The sequence below is a fragment of the Capnocytophaga canimorsus genome, from assembly GCF_002302565.1.
GTDB lineage: Bacteria > Bacteroidota > Bacteroidia > Flavobacteriales > Flavobacteriaceae > Capnocytophaga > Capnocytophaga canimorsus.
In genome coordinates, this window is the sequence record NZ_CP022382.1 from 133,503 (window position 1) to 149,329 (window position 15,827).

General features: G+C 35.3%; 18 protein-coding genes. 13 read left to right on the plus strand and 5 right to left on the minus strand.

The features are described from left to right. Positions 1-8 precede the first annotated feature (8 nt). The 9 genes from CGC47_RS00590 to CGC47_RS00630 all read left to right on the plus strand — a co-directional run bounded on the left by CGC47_RS00590 (position 9) and on the right by CGC47_RS00630 (position 8,191). A complete protein-coding gene (locus tag CGC47_RS00590; protein WP_013997064.1) occupies positions 9-212 on the plus strand; it encodes a hypothetical protein in 204 nt (67 codons plus the stop codon). A 47-nt stretch (positions 213-259) separates the two neighbouring features. After that, positions 260-1,516: an ABC transporter permease gene (locus tag CGC47_RS00595; protein WP_042000317.1), complete on the plus strand. Its 1,257-nt coding sequence runs from the start codon at positions 260-262 to the stop codon at positions 1,514-1,516. After that, the gene (locus tag CGC47_RS00600; protein ID WP_042000249.1) at positions 1,509-1,892 is read left to right on the plus strand and encodes a thiol-disulfide oxidoreductase DCC family protein; all 384 of its coding nucleotides are present in this window, start codon (positions 1,509-1,511) and stop codon (positions 1,890-1,892) included. Before CGC47_RS00595 ends, CGC47_RS00600 begins: the two co-directional genes overlap by 8 nt. A 13-nt stretch (positions 1,893-1,905) precedes the next feature. Then, a complete protein-coding gene (locus tag CGC47_RS00605) occupies positions 1,906-3,066 on the plus strand; it encodes a class I SAM-dependent methyltransferase (RefSeq protein ID WP_042000314.1) in 1,161 nt (386 codons plus the stop codon). Positions 3,067-3,121: 55 nt separating this feature from the next. Continuing rightward, complete coding sequence (gene lpxB / locus CGC47_RS00610; protein WP_042000247.1) at positions 3,122-4,231, plus strand: lipid-A-disaccharide synthase; 1,110 nt, start codon at positions 3,122-3,124, stop codon at positions 4,229-4,231. 67 nt (positions 4,232-4,298) lie between these two features. Next, entirely contained in the window at positions 4,299-4,817 is a 519-nt protein-coding gene (azu, locus tag CGC47_RS00615; protein ID WP_042000244.1) for an azurin, read from the plus strand. A gap of 171 nt (positions 4,818-4,988) precedes the next feature. Then, the gene (locus CGC47_RS00620; RefSeq protein WP_042000241.1) at positions 4,989-7,148 is read left to right on the plus strand and encodes a S9 family peptidase; all 2,160 of its coding nucleotides are present in this window, start codon (positions 4,989-4,991) and stop codon (positions 7,146-7,148) included. Positions 7,149-7,259: 111 nt separating this feature from the next. Then, positions 7,260-7,883, plus strand: coding sequence for a uridine kinase (gene udk / locus CGC47_RS00625; protein WP_042000238.1), 624 nt, complete (start codon positions 7,260-7,262; stop codon positions 7,881-7,883). Continuing rightward, entirely contained in the window at positions 7,883-8,191 is a 309-nt protein-coding gene (locus CGC47_RS00630; protein ID WP_081461655.1) for a septum formation initiator family protein, read from the plus strand. The genes udk and CGC47_RS00630 overlap by 1 nt, the downstream gene beginning before the upstream one ends. A 98-nt stretch (positions 8,192-8,289) precedes the next feature. Here CGC47_RS00630 and CGC47_RS00635 read toward each other — a convergent pair whose 3' ends face one another. The 5 genes from CGC47_RS00635 to CGC47_RS00655 form a co-directional block, all read right to left on the minus strand. Further along, complete coding sequence (locus CGC47_RS00635) at positions 8,290-8,934, minus strand: hypothetical protein (RefSeq protein WP_095899850.1); 645 nt, start codon at positions 8,932-8,934, stop codon at positions 8,290-8,292. A gap of 51 nt (positions 8,935-8,985) precedes the next feature. Beyond that, entirely contained in the window at positions 8,986-10,320 is a 1,335-nt protein-coding gene (locus CGC47_RS00640; RefSeq protein ID WP_095899851.1) for an MFS transporter, read from the minus strand. Between the two features lie 78 nt (positions 10,321-10,398). Beyond that, the gene (locus CGC47_RS00645) at positions 10,399-11,202 is read right to left on the minus strand and encodes a M48 family metallopeptidase (RefSeq protein WP_013997075.1); all 804 of its coding nucleotides are present in this window, start codon (positions 11,200-11,202) and stop codon (positions 10,399-10,401) included. Between the two features lie 355 nt (positions 11,203-11,557). After that, positions 11,558-12,049 carry a phosphoribosyltransferase family protein gene (locus CGC47_RS00650; protein WP_042000235.1) on the minus strand — a complete coding sequence of 164 codons (492 nt, stop codon included), beginning with the start codon at positions 12,047-12,049 and terminating at the stop codon, positions 11,558-11,560. Positions 12,050-12,076: 27 nt separating this feature from the next. After that, the gene (locus CGC47_RS00655; RefSeq protein ID WP_041913570.1) at positions 12,077-12,454 is read right to left on the minus strand and encodes an RNA-binding S4 domain-containing protein; all 378 of its coding nucleotides are present in this window, start codon (positions 12,452-12,454) and stop codon (positions 12,077-12,079) included. Positions 12,455-12,543: 89 nt separating this feature from the next. Here CGC47_RS00655 and CGC47_RS00660 point away from each other — a divergent pair, with 89 nt between their 5' ends. The 4 genes from CGC47_RS00660 to CGC47_RS00675 all read left to right on the plus strand — a co-directional run bounded on the left by CGC47_RS00660 (position 12,544) and on the right by CGC47_RS00675 (position 15,758). Next, complete coding sequence (locus CGC47_RS00660) at positions 12,544-13,389, plus strand: FKBP-type peptidyl-prolyl cis-trans isomerase (RefSeq protein ID WP_041985670.1); 846 nt, start codon at positions 12,544-12,546, stop codon at positions 13,387-13,389. Positions 13,390-13,450: 61 nt separating this feature from the next. Next, on the plus strand, positions 13,451-14,164 hold the full coding sequence (locus tag CGC47_RS00665; RefSeq protein WP_042000232.1) for a CDP-alcohol phosphatidyltransferase family protein: 714 nt from the start codon (positions 13,451-13,453) through the stop codon (positions 14,162-14,164). 40 nt (positions 14,165-14,204) lie between these two features. Beyond that, positions 14,205-14,906: a hypothetical protein gene (locus tag CGC47_RS00670; protein ID WP_042000229.1), complete on the plus strand. Its 702-nt coding sequence runs from the start codon at positions 14,205-14,207 to the stop codon at positions 14,904-14,906. A gap of 3 nt (positions 14,907-14,909) precedes the next feature. Further along, positions 14,910-15,758, plus strand: coding sequence for a hypothetical protein (locus tag CGC47_RS00675; protein ID WP_042000226.1), 849 nt, complete (start codon positions 14,910-14,912; stop codon positions 15,756-15,758). Positions 15,759-15,827: the final 69 nt, after the last annotated feature.

Genomic DNA, 15,827 nt, shown 5'->3' on the forward strand with positions numbered 1-15,827 from the left:
TAGTATCGATGTATCCTTATCACAATAAAATCAAACAACGTATAAAAAACGGAGAGCTAGTAAAGTATGAATATGTGGCTAGTTATAAGCATATTAGCCCTTGTTTATTATTGTATTTCAATACTGAGCCTTATGTTCGCCCCATTCGTGAGCATCGCTTTGCGGAATATCAACCGATTTTGGAGGCTTGGAGCAAGGGCGAAGTTTTTTAGATTGGGAAAAATGTTTACCTTTGGAAGGTGTAACGCTTTTATTATTTATGTCAGTTTTTCGGTTAACTATTCTTCGGGAAAATGTAAAAATAGCTTTTGGTTCAATAAAAAGTCAATGGTTACGAACTATACTAACGGTGCTTATTATAGCCATTGGTATCACCGCTTTGGTAAGTATTTTGAGTGTAATTTCGGCACTTAGCAATACGCTCGAAAGCGATTTTTCGGCTATGGGTGCCAATACGTTTTCAGTGAATCGTTATGGAACAACAACTCGGGCAGAAGGTAGTGGTAAAAAACAAAAAATCAATCCTTTAATAACGTATCACGAGGCTTTAAACTTTAAGGAAGGAATGCGACAAAATCCGTTTGCTTCTACCAGTATTTCTTTTTTTGCAGCTTCGGGAGTAGAGGCAAAGTACGAAAATCAAAAAACCGATCCCGAAGTACGTGTTTTTGGAGTAGATGAAAATTACATATTTAACTCAGGCTTAGAAATTGAGAAAGGTAGGAATTTTACCGATTTGGATATTATTAACAATGCCAATGTATGTGTGATAGGAGCCGATTTTACTAAAAAATTATTGCGGGATATAAATCCGATAGGTAAGGTTATCAGCCTTAGAGGAAGAAAATTTACAATTATCGGTTTGCTCAAATCACAGGGTTCTACCTTTGGAAATGCTCAAGATTATCAAGTATTGATACCGCTAAATACGGCTCGGGCTGTGTTTACAGAGGCAAATCCTAATTTTAATATTAAAGTAAAGGTAGATGACAAACAAAAAATGGAAGGGGTAATTGATGACGCTCAACTGCTGATGCGTAACATACGCAGGCTACCCCCTTCACAAGAAAATAATTTTGCTATTGGGCGCAATGACGATTTGTTGGGGCGTATAGCCTCCATTACTGGAGGTATTACCATTGCTGGATTTATCATCGGTTTGATTACTATTTTTGGTTCTTCCATCGCATTGCTCAACATTATGTTGGTGTCGGTTACTGAAAGAACTAAAGAAATAGGCATTCGTAAGGCTCTTGGAGCACATAGAAAAGCAATTATCCTACAGTTTTTTACCGAAACAATGATTATAGCTCAATTAGGCGGATTTACAGGGATTTTAATCGGAACTGGATTAGGTTTTTTGATTTCTCAATTAGCTGATTTTAAGTTTATAATACCTTGGAGTGCTATATTTATTGCGGTTATAATTGCTGTTTTGGTAGCTCTTATTTCTGGGCTTTATCCTGCTATAAAGGCTTCAAAGTTAGACCCCGTAGAAGCATTGCGTTATGAGTAATTTACTAATTTTTGACGGAGATTGTTTATTTTGTAATCGGATAGCGCTATTCTTAGCAAAATCTGATAAGCAAAATCGTTTTAAATTTACACCTCATACTTCCAGTATCAGCCAAAAAATCCTTAAAGAGAATCATTTAGAGGAAGTGATAGCACAAACGGTAGTGGTTAAAATTGACCGCCAGTTTTATTTCAAATCTGAAGCTGTATATCATTTTTTAAAAACGGCTCAATTGTTTCCGTGGCTTCGTTTTTTGATTTACTTGACACCCCGTGTTATAGCTAATGTAATTTATGATTTTATTGCTCGTAGGCGAAAGAAAATCGTTAAGTCGTGTCCCACTCCTGATGCTTATATTCGAAAAAAATTCGTTTAAAAAAATCAATAAAATGCTTAATCATAATCTTTTAGAGGAGGAAGTGCAACATTTCATAGCGACCTATCCGCATACTGATTTTACTCAATTATTGTTCCAACAAAATGTTTTTGAGAAGATAGATAATAAAGAATTGGTTCAGCAGCTAAAAGGGAGAAGCATTGCTCAAAAGAAATTTCCTTTTTTGCTTAAGGAGCGTATTTTATTTCCGCCACATTTGAATTTGGAACAAGCCTCTTCGCAAGTTACGGCTATTTTTAAATCGAAGGACTTGAAAGGTGATTCCTTTTTGGATTTGACTTGCGGATTAGGAATTGATGCTTTTTTTCTCTCTCAAAACTTTCAAGAAGTGTTTTTAGTGGAACAAAACGAGTCTTTATTGGCTTTGGTAGCACATAATTGGCAGGTTTTGGGTAGAAAAGCCAATTTTTATAATGAACAATTATCTGTATTTTTAGCAAGAAACCGGCAGAAATACAGCCTAATTTATATAGACCCAGCACGACGCGATACCAATAATCGAAAACAATTTTTGCTTGAAGTCTTGTCGCCTAATATATTACAAATACAAGAAGATTTATTGGCTATTTCGGATAAGGTTATGATAAAACTATCTCCGTTAATTGATTTAAAATACTTACTTTCAGTACTTAAATTGGTACAACGTGTTGATATTTTGTCGGTTAAAAATGAAGTAAAAGAGATAGTGGTGGTGCAAAATCGTGATTTGCCTGAAAATGAATATGATGTGTTTTGCCGATGTTTTAATTTGGAAACCACTCAGCCCTCTTTTGAGTTTTATTTTTCGGAGTTATTGGTTGAAAATGTGAGTTATGCTGAGCCTAAAACATATCTTTATCTGCCTAATAACGCCGTATTGAAATCAGGAGCTTTTAATTTGATAGCTCACAAATTTGGATTGGAAAAGTTGCATCCTAATACGCATTTGTACACTTCAGAGCAACATCGAGAGGATTTTCCTGGTCGAGTGTTGAAAATCAATGTAATCAATCCGAAAACGATTAAAAAAGGAGAATCGTATAACATCATCAGTAAAAATTATCCGCTTTCTACCGAAGCCATCAAAAAGAAATACAAAATTAAAGAAGGAGGGGATAAGTACCTTATTTTTACCCAAACCATAGGCGGAAAAGTTATTTTACAATCAGAATGATGTATTTAGTAGGAAAAATGATACATTTGTATTCCGAAAAATATAGGTAAAGGTTATGAAGTATTACATTATAGCAGGGGAGGCTTCAGGAGATTTACACGCCGCTAATTTGATGAAAGCCATTTTAGAGGAAGACCCACAAGCAGAGTTTCGTTCCTGGGGAGGCGATCGTATGGCGCAAGTGGGAGGGGTGTTAGTTAAGCATTATCGTGACCTTGCCTTTATGGGATTTGCCGAAGTACTGATGAATTTGCCTACCATTTTAAAAAATTTGGATTTTTGTAAAAAGGATATTACTCATTTTCAGCCTGATGCTATTGTGTTTGTTGATTATCCAGGTTTTAATTTGCGTATTGCTGCTTGGGCAAAAAAACAAGGTTTCGCCACACATTATTACATTTCACCACAGATATGGGCTTGGAAAGAAAGCCGAATTAAGCAAATTCGCAGGGATATTGACCAAATGTATGTCATTTTGCCCTTCGAAAAGGATTTTTATGAGCAAAAGCATCATTTTCCGGTGCATTTTGTTGGGCATCCGCTGCTTGATGCCATTTCGCAACGTATTCCAATTGATGCTGATACTTTTAAGAAAGAAAACGGTTTAGATGCTCGTCCTATTATCGCATTGCTTCCGGGGAGTCGTAAACAAGAGATTGCTAAGATGTTACAAGTGATGCTTTCGGTGGTGGATTATTATCTTGATTATCAATTTGTCATTGCTGGAGCGCCTTCGCAGGAATACGATTTTTATAAGTCTTTTATAAATAGGAATGTGCATTTTTTGAGTGGAAAAACTTACGATTTACTTTCCGTTGCCCAAGCCGCCTTAGTCACAAGCGGAACAGCAACCCTCGAAACGGCTTTGCTCAAAGTCCCACAAGTGGTTTGTTATAAAGGCAATTGGCTATCGTATCAAATAGCTAAGCGGATCATAAATCTGAAATACATTTCATTAGTTAACCTGATTATGGATGCACCTGTGGTTAAAGAACTTATTCAAAATGAATTGAATACTTCTAATTTAAAAACTGAATTGAGTAAACTATTAAGTGGAGCTACTCGTATGCAAATATTGTCGGATTATGAAGCGTTGGAGAAAAAATTAGGAGGAGTGGGAGCGAGTAAGCATACAGCTGAAAAAATCGTTAAAACTCTTAAATAAAAGAAAAACATTTTATTTTTATTGAATAATTTTTGTATATTTGCTTGGAACTTAAAAAATTAAAGATATGATAAAAAAAGTGATGTTGGTTGCCCTGTTAGGGGTTTTTGTAGCTTCTTGTGGCGGAGACAATAAAAAGAAAAAAGCTTCTGAGGCTACTGTGGTTCAAACTGAGCAAAAACAGGAAGAAAAGCAAGTTTCAAGTAATCCGAATGAAGCGGTTGTCGTTTTGGAGAGCAATGATGCGATGAAATATAACTTGAAGGAAATTCGGGTAAAAAAAGGGCAAAAGGTAATTTTGACCTTAAAACACGTGGGTAAAATGTCCAAGGAAATGATGGGGCATAACTTTGTGTTGCTCACTTCAGGAGCTGATGTAGCAAAGATAGCTCAAGAAGCCGCCAATGCTAAAAGTACTGATTATATTCCTGTTAATTCTAAAGAGATTATAGCTTACACTAAAATGATAGGTGGTGGTGAGTCTACTACGGTAGTTTTTGATGCGCCGCAGAAAGGGGTTTATCCTTTCTTTTGTTCATTCCCAGGACATTATAGTATGATGAAAGGGGAGTTTATCGTAGAATAAGAATTACAATTTTTCATTGGTAAAAGCGGATTGATACATTAGCAGTCCGCTTTTTCTTTTTTATGATTTAAGATTTTTCCAAAATCATATAAAAACGGAAAAATTGTGTTAGTTATTGCTAATAAATTCAATTTTCATACCTTTGGGAAGTCAAACTAAAATTTTGTAATTATGCCTAAAAAAATAACATTAAAAAGGTTTACTATTGCTGCCGTTTCTGTTATTTTTGCAACTTCTTGTAAAAATAATACCGAAACGATGAAAAAGACAGAATATCCAGATATTCAGCCACCTGTGGCGAAGAAAGTTCCTCACAAATTGGAAAAATTTGGTGATATACGTACCGATGATTATTTTTGGTTGAATCAACGTGAAAACCAAGAAGTTATCGACTATCTGAATGCCGAAAATGAGTATTACCAAAAAATGACGGCTCACACTAAAGATTTTCAAAACTCGCTTTTCGAGGAAATGAAATCCCGAATTAAAGAAGATGATTCGTCTGTGCCATATTTCCGCAACGGATATTGGTACATTACCCGTTACGAAACAGGAAAAGATTATCCGATTTATGCACGTAAAAAAGGAACTTTGGATGCTTCCGAAGAAATTATGTTCGATTGTAACGAAATGGCAAAAGGACACGCTTATTTCCAACTTGCGGGAATTTCTGTAAGTGATGATAATAAATGGGCTGCTTTTGGTGTGGATACCGTTTCTCGTCGCCAATACGTGTTGCAAATCAAGAACTTAGAAACGGGTGAGATTCTTTCTGAAAAAATTGAAAACACCACAGGTTCAGCAGCTTGGGCAAGTGATAACAAAACGCTATTTTATACCCAAAAAGATCCACAAACGCTTCGTTCCGATAAAATTTATCGTCACGAATTGGGTACGGATACCAAAAAAGACGTGCTTGTTTTCCACGAAAAAGACGATACTTTCTATACCTATGTATATCGTGAAAAATCGAGAAAATACATTGTTATTGGTTCAGGAAGTACACTTACGTCGGAATATCAAATCTTAAAAGCGGACAATCCAACGGGTGATTTTAAAGTATTTCAGAAACGTACACGTGGTTTGGAGTACGATATTTCGCATTATGGCGATGCTTTTTACATCGTTACCAATAAAGACAATGCAACGAACTTCAAGTTGATGAAAACCGCTGAAAATGCGACTTCTGCCGAGAATTGGAAAGAACTTATTCCGCATCGTGAGGACGTGTTTTTGGAAGGAATCGAAATTTTCAAGAATTTCTTAGTGGTGGAAGAAACGTTCAATGGTTTAAATAGAATTGAAATTCGTCCTTGGAGTGGTGGGCAGTCGTATTATTTGCCTTTCGAAAGTGAAACTTATACGGCATATACTACACAAAATGTTGATTTTGATACAGATGTATTGCGTTACGGATATCAGTCGATGGCAACACCTGCTTCGGTGATTGACTTTAATATGGTTACCAAAGCAAAAACGGTGCTAAAAGAGCAACAAGTTTTGGGTGGAAATTTCGATAAAAATAACTACGTAGAAGAACGAATTTGGGCAACGGCACAAGATGGAACAAAAATTCCGATGTCGATGGTTTATCGTAAGGGAATGAAAAAGGACGGCAAAAATCCGTTGTTGTTGTACGCTTATGGTTCGTATGGACATACAGTAAGTCCGTATTTTTCCTCTTCTCGATTGAGTTTGCTTGATAGAGGTTTCATTTATGTGATTGCTCACATTCGTGGAGGGCAATATTTGGGCAGAAAATGGTACGAAAACGGTAAAATGTTACACAAAAAGAATACATTTACCGATTTTGTTGATTGTTCTAAACACTTGATAGCTGAAAAATACACTTCAAACGAGCATTTGTATGCCGAAGGAGGTTCTGCAGGAGGTTTATTGATGGGAGCTGTGGTAAATATGGCTCCAGAGCTTTACAACGGTGTGATTGCTGCGGTTCCGTTTGTTGATGTAATAACTACAATGCTTGATGATACCATTCCTTTAACGACAGGAGAGTATGACGAGTGGGGAAATCCGAATGAAAAAGAGTATTATGATTATATGCTTTCTTATTCGCCTTATGACCAAGTAAAAGCACAAAATTACCCTAATATGTATGTTTCTACGGGATTGCACGACTCGCAAGTACAGTACTGGGAACCAGCTAAATGGGTAGCTAAATTGCGTCAGATGAAAACCAATAATAATTTGCTGTTCCTCGACACGAATATGGATGCAGGACACGGCGGAGCCTCTGGTCGTTTTGAAGCTCTGAAAGAAACTGCCAAAGAATATGCGTTTATGCTGGATTTGGAAGGAATAACCAAGTAAATTTTCAAATCAATAAAATCCCTTACCCTTTAAACGTAAGGGATTTTTTATTTTGTCTTGTCAGTTATTCAATATTATTTTACCTTTGCCCAAGATGATTAAAGATAAAATATGCTTACCATTGGAATTGCAGGAGGAACGGGGTGTGGTAAAACTACAGTTGTAAATCAGATAATTAGTGAGCTTCCAGAAGGGGAGGTTACTGTTATTTCACAGGATTCGTATTATAAGGATATGTCACATTTGCCTTATTCGGAGCGAGTGAAAGTTAATTTTGATCATCCTAATTCTATTGATTTTGAGTTGATGAAATTTCATCTTTCTGAATTGAAAAAAGGCAATTCTATAGAGCAACCTGTTTATTCGTTTGTAGAACATAATCGTACTCCACAAACGGTGTTGACCAGCCCTACCAAGGTAATTATTGTAGAAGGGATTTTGATATTTTCGCATCCTGATATTCGGGATCTGTTTGATATTAAGATTTTTGTACACGCCGATTCGGACGAACGACTCATTCGTCGTATCCGAAGAGATACCGCCGAACGCGGGCGAGATGTATCGGAGGTGTTAAATCGTTATCAAACGACATTAAAACCAATGCATCAGCAATTTATAGAACCTGCTAAAGAATTTGCCGATATTATTATTCCTAATAATAAAAGAAATTCAGTGGCGATTGACATTGTTAAAACAATCATTCACAATCGCATAAACACTTCAAAACAAGGATAATGAAATTCAAATTTCCATACTTTAAAAAATTGGGGTTTTCCAGCCTTTATACCATTATAATCCTATTTTTTTTGGTATGGATGCTTTTTTTTGATACCAATTCGTATCTAACTCATCGTGAGCTTAATAAGGAAATTTATAAGCTAAACAAACAAAAACAGTTTTTAGAAAAAGAGATTGAAAAGGATAAAAAAAATCTGCAAATTTTAAATACAACGGAAGGTAAAGAAAAGTTAGGCAGAGAATTGTACTATCTTAAACGCGAACACGAAGAAATTTTTATTATTGAATATGATACTATCAATTAGTTTAATAAAGGTTCAAAGTTTAAAGAATTAAGGTTCAATAATTCTTAGCCTTTTGCTCTTTGTTTCTTGTCCCTTGTAACTAGTTTTCCTTTTTTTAATTACTCATTCTTTACGATAACAAAATGTGCTTTAGCACCTGTTGCCAAATTCCATTGTGCAGAAGATATGGTATTGCCATTTTCGTCAAGTACGCTAAATTCGGCGGTATTGGGACCTGATTCGCCTTGGTTGAGTGCTAAAAATTCAACCTTATTAAAGCCAGGTTTCAATTCAATTTGGAATCCTTTAAAACTATTGGTCAGTAACACGTCGTGTATTTCTAATTTATCATTCACCAGAATACTAATGCGATCTCCGTCAAAGGCTTGGTGGTCTCGACAATATACGCGCACAAATTTTCCGTTGTTTGTAAAATCACCAAAAAACTGATTACCCTTTGGAGCATCGTATTCCTCACGCTTGTGGTCATTGAGTGTGCCGTAATTGGGCTTGAAATCAATTTTTCGGCGTACCAACTTGCTCTGCCCAGTAAAGTCGATTTGCTTTTTGGGTTTGTCTAAAAGAGAACCTTGCTGCTTGTCTTTTCCAATAGGAAGTTTTAATAAATCAGAAGAAGATTCCGTTTTTGGAGCGTCTTCCAAAGGAATGATTACTGGAATTTCTCTTTTCCCATTTTCAAGGATTTGAGCATTTGTAATTCCTAAAATAAAAAAAGTAAAAAAGATGAAGCAACTGTTTTTCATTTCTTGTGATTTTTTCTTTTTCGTGTATAACAGCAAAAAGCTTACCAAATTTTATGTTTTCTTTCTTTTTTCTATTCGATATACTTTTACAAGTAAAAATACGCCCAAGGCAAAGAAAAATACTAAAACTCCTACCGAGTTGCGCATACTGCCTGTAATTTGGTCAATGATTCCGTAAAAAAGCATCCCGATGACGATACCTATTTTTTCAGAAACATCAAAAAAACTGAAAAAAGAAGTGGTATCTTGTGTTTCGGGGAGCAATTTGGAATAAGTTGAACGAGAAAGGGTTTGGATACCTCCCATAACCAAGCCTACGAGTCCTGCTGTGGCATAAAAATGTGTGGGTAAGTAAACCTGATAAGCAATAAGGCAAATGGCAATCCAGATGAGGTTCAAAACGATTAGTACCAACAAGTTACCAAATTTCTTTGATGCTATAGCTGTTAATTTTGCTCCTAAAGCAGCTACTAATTGTATAATTAAAATGCTTATAATCAGCCCTAAGGTGCGTTGTTGGTTGTCTTTCCAAAGAATTTCTTGTTCTCCGAAGTAAGTGGCTACCAGCATCACGGTTTGTACTCCCATACTATATATGAAAAATGCAAATAGAAATCCTTTGAGTTCTTGAGTTTGTTTGAGTATTTTCCAAACTCCGAGGAGTTCTTTATGTCCGTCGAAAATGACACTCGTTTTGATTTTTCGCCCTTTTTTTTTGAAACTGGGCAGGTAGTAAAAAGAATATTGGCTGAAAACAATCCACCAAATTCCAACTGTTATAAATGAAACTTTCATTGCCTTTACAGTAGCTTGTATTTCATCACCTTGGATACCAAAAAAAGTAGGATACATCACCATAGCTAAATTGAAAATGAGTAAAACTACTCCGCCGATATACCCCATAATAAATCCTCGGGCACTGATGGTGTCGTACTGATGCGGCAATGCAATATCAGGGAGATAAGAATTGTAAAAAACAATGCTGCTCCAAAAACCAATCACGCCCAGAAAGTAGAATGTTAATCCCCAATAAATATTTTCTAAAGAAAACCAATATAAACCAATACAAGAAAGTGCCCCCAATATGCAAAAGAAACGCATAAATGTTTTTTTATTGCCCAAATAATCGGCAATACCACTTAAAATAGGGGAAAGTACAGCAACAAGCAAAAAAGCTAAAGCTGTGGTGAAAGTTACAACTGCTGTATTTTTAAAAGGAATTCCAAAAAGTTCAATATATGTAGTACCAGCTATTTTAAAAAGCGTTCCGTAAAAAATAGGAAATACGGCGGAAGCAATGGTTAAGCTATAAACTGAGTTTGCCCAATCGTAAAAAGCCCAAGCGTGAAGTAATTTTTTATGCCCTCGTGGAAATGATTTCTGCATAGATTATTTTTTAATAAAAGACAAATAGCCAGAATGGGACTAAAAAAAGTTTTTCTGGCTATTTGTTTGATTTTTAATTTATTGGAATTTTGTGATTCCGTATTTGGCGGCCTCTGCTTTTGCCGAAGGAATTAACGCGCTCAATTTTGAAATTCGGGTTTGGTGTGATGGGTGGGTACTTAAAAATTCCAAGGGTTGTCCGCCACTACCATTTTGCATCCTTTGCCATAGTTTTGGGGCTTCTTCGGGGTTGTACCCTGCGATTGCCATAATTTGTATTCCGATGGCATCAGCTTCATTTTCGTGTTTTCTACTAAAAGGAAGCATTACCCCAACTTGGCTTCCTACGTTGTAGGCTATGTTGAATTCATCACGATATTTACTATCGTGCAGGGCTATATTCCCTGCTACGCCTACTAATTGTTGTAGGGTTCCAGCGCTCATACGTTGCGCACCGTGGTCGGCTAAGGCGTGAGCCACTTCGTGCCCCATTACTACGGCTAATCCCGTTTCGTTTTGTGTGATGGGTAAAATTCCTGTATAAACCACAATTTTCCCACCAGGCATACACCAAGCATTTACTTCGTTGTTTTTCACTAGATTATATTCCCAACGATAATCTTTCAGATAATTTTTATATCCGTTAGCATCTAACCAAAGTTTGGCAGCTTTGGCAATACGTTCGCCTACTTTTTTTACCATCTCCGATTCGGGCGTATTTATAATTACTTCATTTTGTTTTAAAAAAGAAGAGTATTGCGAAAAAGCCATTGGAAATAGACTACTATTAGGCATAAAATTTAACGTGCTCTTCCCTGTAAATGGATTAGTTTTACAAGAAAAAACCATCAAAAATAAAACAACTAGACTTATTTTTTTCATAAACAATCATTTTAATTAGGCTACAAAAGTAAACATTTCCGATAGAAAATCATTTTTTTATCTTTAATTTATAGCTAACTTATTTTTAAATGGTCAGTTACATAAAATTCTCCTTTGAATAAGGAAGTCTGTGAAAGCAGAGAATCTAAAAATACAAAGCACTTCAGATATATTTTCTTTAAAACTCTTCCGTATCTCTTTCAAATGAAGAATTGTTACGATAAACTGTTTTTTAATTGACCGTGTCATCAAAAAAAGGAACGAAAAACTGTATCTGAAAAATTAGGAGAGGCTCAAAAGATATGATACAGAAAAAAATATCATTTCGCTTTTGATAAGACAACCTCAAAAATGCTTATTCCAAATAAGCTGAATCATTCCTTTCTTTAAAAACCACCTGAATGTGCTCTTGTAAAGAAGTAGAAAGTGAAATTCCTTTAAAATCAGCTTTTATAGGGAAACGTTTATGATTTCGGTTAACCAAAACGGCTGTAGTGAATTTTTTAAGAGGCACCTCAAGAAAATAACGGACACCATAGATGAGGGTAAGCCCTGAATTAAGAACATCATCTACCAAAACAACCGATTTGTTCTCATATTCGGTAGGAGGTAATGAAGCACTTACGCTACCTATCGGATTTTTTTTATCCATATTTACCTTACAGAGCGTAATTTTCAATGGACTGATTTCTGTCAGGCATTGTCTGATTTTTTCAGCAAAAACATATCCATTACCTTGTATTCCTGCTAAAATAATTTCGGTTTCGTGCAGATGAGTTTCATAAATTTGATAAGCAATGCGCCGTATTCGGTGCTGAATATCCTGATGATTTAATATAAGGGTCATTATAAAGCTTTTTATGTTAAAATTATTTTACTCTTCTTGTACATCGTTGAACAAATCATCCAAAGCCCTGCGGTCTTTTTTGGTAGGGCGTCCTTCGCCTTTTTTCCGATAATAATCTTGCGAAAGGCGTACCAATTCGGCGTGTTTGAAAGCCTCTTCTGGGGTTTGGTCTTTTCGGTATAAATCGACTAATTTTGCACCAACTCGTGATTGCGGAATATCCAAAACCTGCATTTGGTACTGAATTTGGTCTTTTCGTACCATAATTTTATCTCCCACAAACACCTCTCGTGAAGCCTTAGCAAGATCTCCATTGATACGTATGTGTCCTTTTTTACAAGCTTCGGTAACCATATTACGAGTCTTGTAGTACCTAACGCACCACAAAAATTTGTCAATCCGCATAAAATTTTAAATTCAAGGTTAAAAATCTACCGCAAAAATAATAGTTTTTTGTATCTTGCGACCTCAAAAATGAGTATAAAAAGACAATTATGATAAAAAGATTTTTCTTAAGTGTTGTATCTGCTTCCATTTTGTTAAGCGTTTCGTGTAAAAAAGACGACGATACCCCCACTTTAAAACCGCCACGTGATGTGACTGAAGTTGCTACTGAAAACGATGCTTCCATAGTGAAATACCTAAAAAGCCACTTTTATAATTATGAGGCTTTCCAGAATCCTTCTTCTGATTTTGATTACAATGTGATTATTGATACTTTGGCAGGGACAAACGCTAACAAAACGGCACTCTTTGACCAAGTTACAACCCTTACATTACACGTTACTGATGCTCAAGGGAAAAAAGTGGCGCATAAAATGTATTATTTGCCAGTGCAAGAAGGTAATGGTCAAAAAGCTACTGTTGCCGACTCGGTTTTTGTGGCTTACAAAGGATTTTTACTCAACGGAACGGTTTTTGACCAAAATCAAAATTTGTCTCGTAGCAATTGGATGGATTTGATAGGCAATATCTTAAACCCAAGAGTATCAGGAGGAAGCATTATAGGATTTAGAGAAGGAGTAGCACAGATGAAGGCTAGTGCAGATGCTCCTACAGTCAATGATGATGGAACTTTTAATGTACCAAACACTTATGGAATCGGATTGATTTTTTTGCCTTCAGGATTAGCTTATTTTAGCCAACCTTCAGGTAGAATCCCTGCCTATGCACCTATTGCTTTCGAAATCAAACTCATAAAAACCAAACAAGCTGACCACGATAAAGATGGAATTCCATCAATCAAGGAAATTGAGCACGAATCATTCGGAGGTATTAAGTTTACCGATTGTGACCAAAATCAAATTCCAGATTACTTAGACCCTAAAAAATGTAAATAAAAAAATGGACTAAGGCGGACAGGAAATCTTGTCCGCCCTCTTTCTATTTCAAAAATACGATATGAAAAAACACGTCCCCAATTGTATTACGTTACTCAATCTGTTATGTGGCTGTATTGCTGTTATTTTTGCTGTTAAAAATCAATTGCAGTGGGCAGGATTATTTGTAGCTTTGGGTATTTTTTTTGATTTTTTTGACGGATTTTTCGCAAGATTATTGCACGTAAAATCGGATTTGGGTTTACAATTAGACTCCTTAGCCGATATGGTTACCTCGGGGCTTACCCCAGGTATCGTTATGTTTCAACTGCTTTCGTACAGCCATTTTGTAGAGGAAAACACTTCTTTAACCACTACCTTACTTCCATATTTTGGACTAATCATTACATTAGCTTCCGCATACCGATTAGCAAACTTCAATATTGATAGCCGACAAACTACAGGTTTTATAGGGCTTCCTACTCCAGCAAATGCGCTGTTTATTTTATCGTTACCTCTAATTTTGTTATATCAAAACAGCACTTTTTTTCAATATTTACTTAACAATACTTGGGTATTATTAGGAATATGCGTATTGAGTGCCTATTTACTCAATGCTAACATTCGTTTGTTTTCTTTGAAATTTTCAGATTACTCTTTCAAAAATAATAAAATCACTTATTTATTTTTGATTTTTTGTGTTCTATCGGTGTTTTTTTTGAAATTCATTGCTCTTGCATTGATTATACTTGTGTACGTTTTGTTGTCTTTGTTTACTCAAAAATCTAAAAAGTAGCGCAGACAATATAATTCCCAAAAAGTAAAAACTAGAAAATATGAGCATATTTACTTATCATTTGGTAAAAAAGCATCTTTTTGGGACACTGAAATCCATTCTTTTTCCTATAAAATCATCAAATATTGACGGATTGATTCACGCCGAAACAATGGCTGTTATGGAGTTAGGTGCTCCTGTATTTTCTGTTTCGCGTTTTTTTGTAGGTTCTATTGCTATTTTTGCCCAATGGGAGAGTCAAAAGGCACTAAATCAATTTTTAACAACCCACCCGAAGGGCAAATCTTTGTTGAAAAGTTGGTACGTAGAACTTAAATTTGTAAGACAATGGGGAAAAATATCAGGTTATAAAATCCCTTCTTATTCCCAAAAAATTGATGATAATCAAATGGTTGTTGCCGTAACTATGGCTAAAATGAAGTATAAAGAGATACCGCGATTTCTTCGTTGGGGAAGACCTGTTGAAAAATTGGTTCGCGACCATAGCGGAATTACATTGGGGTCGGCTTCAATACGCTTACCCAATCTGATATCTACTTTTTCTATCTGGAAATCACAAAAACAAATGAATGATATGGTTTACGGTTACTCAAAAGAACCTAAAAATCAACTTCATAAAAAAGCTATGGAAGAAAATATACGTAAAGAATTTCATTTTGAGTTTACCACATTACGATTTATTCCTATCAATGAATACGGAAGTTGGAATGGAAAATCAAATTTTATACTTAAAGAAAAATGATATATGTATATAGCCCATAAGATGCAAAAAGTACAAGATTGGGTTACACAACAATGGATTATTTTTTTAGGAAGAAAGTTCAATCCTTTGAAAGAAGATTGGCTGATGGGACCCTTCGGAGAAATAGCACAATCTTATGAAAGTTTCATCATACAATTAGCTGAAAAAGAAAATTTAACAATTCGAAGAAATTTACAATGCGGAGGGCTTTTAAGTTCAATAGAACTTTTAAATTTGCCAGATAATCAATTAAAGAATCTTTCTGAAAAAATTATCAATTTCTATGAAAATACCACAGCCTATAAAATAAAATTTGAAGTAAAATGGAATCCTTTTTTTAAGGGCTTTGCTTATATAATTAATCGGCTTTTTAGTCAAAGAATTAAACAACTACATATTCCACTGAAAAACAAAGTTCAACAAAATTTATTGGGTGAAATTATTGAATTGGTCGATTTAAGCAATATTGTAAAGTATAAAATATGGCTACGAAAACACGAAAATTCGGGAGAAATTGTTTTTTTTGGCATCTATGGAACTTGTCAGCTTCCTGATGAACAAACTTGTATAAAAGCTATTTTTCCCCTTCCTAAAGGGAATGCTACTGTAATTATGAGACCTTCGGTAGGTAAAAAGCAAGAACTTATTTTAGATGCGTCGGGCAATAAATTTGGTAAAGAAGGTTTTTATTTTCTACTGAACGATTCCAAAAACAACCATTGGGTTCGTTTTATTTCTTCATTTAGAAATAAACTCATAATCAGCGAATCCAACAAAAAAATAACAGCAAAACAACTCTTAACCCTTTGGCGATTAAAAGTAGCGGAGTTCTATTATTTTATCGAAGAATGAGTATGATTGAGCAATCTAAATTTCAAAAAAATCGTTTTTCTAGTGTGTATTTTTCATAACTTTGTGCTT

What these genes read in the sequence shown, in the direction of transcription:
- CGC47_RS00605 (WP_042000314.1), top strand. Translation starts at nt 1,906, where the DNA reads ATGCTTAATCATAATCTTTTAGAGGAGGAAGTGCAACATTTCATAGCG.
- CGC47_RS00630 (WP_081461655.1), top strand. Translation starts at nt 7,883, where the DNA reads ATGAAATTCAAATTTCCATACTTTAAAAAATTGGGGTTTTCCAGCCTT.
- CGC47_RS00655 (WP_041913570.1), bottom strand. Translation starts at nt 12,454, where the DNA reads ATGCGGATTGACAAATTTTTGTGGTGCGTTAGGTACTACAAGACTCGT.
- CGC47_RS00595 (WP_042000317.1), top strand. Translation starts at nt 260, where the DNA reads ATGTCAGTTTTTCGGTTAACTATTCTTCGGGAAAATGTAAAAATAGCT.
- udk (WP_042000238.1), top strand. Translation starts at nt 7,260, where the DNA reads ATGCTTACCATTGGAATTGCAGGAGGAACGGGGTGTGGTAAAACTACA.
- CGC47_RS00590 (WP_013997064.1), top strand. Translation starts at nt 9, where the DNA reads ATGTATCCTTATCACAATAAAATCAAACAACGTATAAAAAACGGAGAG.
- CGC47_RS00660 (WP_041985670.1), top strand. Translation starts at nt 12,544, where the DNA reads ATGATAAAAAGATTTTTCTTAAGTGTTGTATCTGCTTCCATTTTGTTA.
- azu (WP_042000244.1), top strand. Translation starts at nt 4,299, where the DNA reads ATGATAAAAAAAGTGATGTTGGTTGCCCTGTTAGGGGTTTTTGTAGCT.
- CGC47_RS00600 (WP_042000249.1), top strand. Translation starts at nt 1,509, where the DNA reads ATGAGTAATTTACTAATTTTTGACGGAGATTGTTTATTTTGTAATCGG.
- CGC47_RS00645 (WP_013997075.1), bottom strand. Translation starts at nt 11,202, where the DNA reads ATGAAAAAAATAAGTCTAGTTGTTTTATTTTTGATGGTTTTTTCTTGT.
- CGC47_RS00650 (WP_042000235.1), bottom strand. Translation starts at nt 12,049, where the DNA reads ATGACCCTTATATTAAATCATCAGGATATTCAGCACCGAATACGGCGC.
- CGC47_RS00675 (WP_042000226.1), top strand. Translation starts at nt 14,910, where the DNA reads ATGTATATAGCCCATAAGATGCAAAAAGTACAAGATTGGGTTACACAA.
- CGC47_RS00640 (WP_095899851.1), bottom strand. Translation starts at nt 10,320, where the DNA reads ATGCAGAAATCATTTCCACGAGGGCATAAAAAATTACTTCACGCTTGG.
- lpxB (WP_042000247.1), top strand. Translation starts at nt 3,122, where the DNA reads ATGAAGTATTACATTATAGCAGGGGAGGCTTCAGGAGATTTACACGCC.
- CGC47_RS00620 (WP_042000241.1), top strand. Translation starts at nt 4,989, where the DNA reads ATGCCTAAAAAAATAACATTAAAAAGGTTTACTATTGCTGCCGTTTCT.
- CGC47_RS00670 (WP_042000229.1), top strand. Translation starts at nt 14,205, where the DNA reads ATGAGCATATTTACTTATCATTTGGTAAAAAAGCATCTTTTTGGGACA.
- CGC47_RS00665 (WP_042000232.1), top strand. Translation starts at nt 13,451, where the DNA reads ATGAAAAAACACGTCCCCAATTGTATTACGTTACTCAATCTGTTATGT.
- CGC47_RS00635 (WP_095899850.1), bottom strand. Translation starts at nt 8,934, where the DNA reads ATGAAAAACAGTTGCTTCATCTTTTTTACTTTTTTTATTTTAGGAATT.